This window comes from Micromonospora sp. 4G55 (genome assembly GCF_016803375.1).
On the sequence record NZ_JAEVHN010000887.1, the window covers coordinates 1 to 2,135 of the forward strand.

A 2,135-nucleotide genomic window follows, 5' to 3' on the forward strand; every position below is an offset into this window, starting at 1 on the left:
CCGGCGCCGGCTGCGGGACGGCGATGGTCACCGGCACGCCGGACGGCTCCCGGGCACCGGTCACCCGGGCCAGCGAGCCGTCGTTGAGGCGTACCTGGGTCGACTGCGGCTTGATCCCGGCCACGCTCATCAGCCGGGTGACGTCCCGGCGCTGCTCGGGCAGGACCAGCGTGACCACGGTGCCGGACTCCCCGGCCCGGGCGGTACGGCCGCCGCGGTGCAGGTAGTCCTTCGCCTCGGTCGGCGGGTCCACGTTGACCACCATGTCCAGCCCGTCCACGTGGATGCCCCGGGCCGCCACGTCGGTGGCGACCAGGGCGGTCACCTGGCCGGTGCGGAACTGCTCCAGGATCCGGGTGCGCTGCGGCTGGGACTTGCCGCCGTGCAGGGCCGCGGCGCGTACCCCCTTGGCCAGCAACTGGCGGGCCATCCGGTCGGCGCGGTGCTTGGTGGCCATGAACATGATGGTGCGGCCCTCACGGGCGGCGATCTGGGTGAGCGCGGCCGGCTTGTCGGCCGCGTCGACGTGCAGCACGTGGTGCGTCATCGCGGTCACCGTGGCGGTGCCCGGGTCGACCGAGTGCGAGACCGGGTTGCTCAGGAAGCGGCGGACCAGCTTGTCCACGCCGCCGTCCAGGGTGGCGGAGAAGAGCATCCGCTGGCCGTCCGGAGCGACCTGCTCCAGCAGCTTGGTGACCTGCGGCAGGAAGCCCATGTCGGCCATCTGGTCGGCCTCGTCCAGCACGGTGATGGCGACCTGGTCGAGGCGGGCGTCGCCCCGGTTGATCAGGTCGTGCAGCCGACCGGGGGTGGCCACGACCACCTCGGCGCCGGAGCGCAGCGCGTCCGCCTGCCGCTGCAACGACAGGCCGCCGACCACGGTGGCGCAGCGCAGCCCGACGGCGCGGGCGTACGGGGCGAGGGCGGTGGTGACCTGCTGGGCCAGCTCACGGGTCGGCACCAGCACCAGCGCCAGCGGGCGACCGGGGCGGGCCCGGCGGCCGGCGGTACGCGACAGCAGCGGCAGCCCGAAGGCGAGCGTCTTGCCCGAGCCGGTACGGCCCCGGCCGAGCACGTCGCGGCCGGCGAGCGAGTCCGGCAGGGTGGCCGTCTGGATCGGGAACGGCTCGGTGATGCCCTGCGCCGTCAGCTCGGTGAGCAGCGCCGGCGCCAGGCCGGTCGCGGCGAAGGTGGGAATGGTCATGGTCATGCGGAAATGCCTTCCTCGACGCGGCACGTGTCGAGGGAGGGCGCCGGTGAATCGGCGCTGTCGCCGGCGGGAAAGATCCGCCACGACTCACAAGCACGAACCGAAGGGGTACAGGCCGGTCCGCCGCAGCACGCCACTCCCGCCGGAGCGGGGGGCGGCGCGGCGGACCGGTCCCGTCACCGCGCCCGGAGGGCGCGGAGGGTGTTACGGGTCGATCCGAAGATCAGGGTGTTACGGGTTGATCCGAGGATCAGAGCGGGCGGATGTTCTCCGCCTGCGGGCCCTTCTGGCCCTGGGTGACCTCGAACTCGACCCGCTGGTTCTCGTCCAGGCTCCGGTAGCCGGAGGACTGGATCGCCGAGAAGTGGGCGAAGACGTCAGCGCCGCCGCCGTCCGGGGTGATGAAGCCGAAGCCCTTGTCAGCGTTGAACCACTTGACGGTGCCAATAGCCATGTGTTCTGTCTCCTTGACGGAACGTCGAACCCGCACCTGTTGCGGGCTCGAAGAGGAGCGCTCCGCGCGGGAATGCGCGAATCGCTTGTCGCTTCTGGTCGCCCCGCCCGGAGAACTCCGGACACAACAAAGAGCGCCTGGGGCCACAATCCGCCAGGCGCACACAGAGTCTCTGGAAACCAAAACTGCAACAGGACGAACGCTATCACGGATTTCCCGGCGCGCCACCCCCGGGCGGAAATTCCGGTACGCCGCCGATCAACGCGGTGAGCCCGTCGGCGTCGAGCAGGTCCGTCGGCCGCACCGTCACGCCCTCCCGGACGTAGTGGAAGGCCGCGCCGACCCGGTCGACCGGCACCCCCGCCAACTCGGCCCAGGCCAGCCGGTAGACGGCCAGCTGCACCGCCGCCACCTCGGCCTCCCGGCCGGTGGGCCGGCGGCCGGTCTTCCAGTCGACCACGTCGTACCGGC

General features: G+C 72.2%; 3 protein-coding genes. All 3 read right to left on the reverse strand.

The window, feature by feature from the left end; translation table 11 throughout:
• Positions 1 to 1,210: DEAD/DEAH box helicase (locus JNW89_RS35695; protein WP_238452366.1), on the reverse strand; the 1,210-nt coding region annotated here is incomplete at its 3' end.
• Between the two features lie 250 nt (positions 1,211 to 1,460).
• Entirely contained in the window at positions 1,461 to 1,664 is a 204-nt protein-coding gene (locus JNW89_RS35700) for a cold-shock protein (RefSeq protein WP_007464836.1), read from the reverse strand.
• A 205-nt stretch (positions 1,665 to 1,869) separates the two neighbouring features.
• Positions 1,870 to 2,135, reverse strand: a 266-nt coding sequence (locus JNW89_RS35705; protein ID WP_238452367.1) for a PD-(D/E)XK nuclease family protein, incomplete at its 5' end; no start/stop codon positions are given.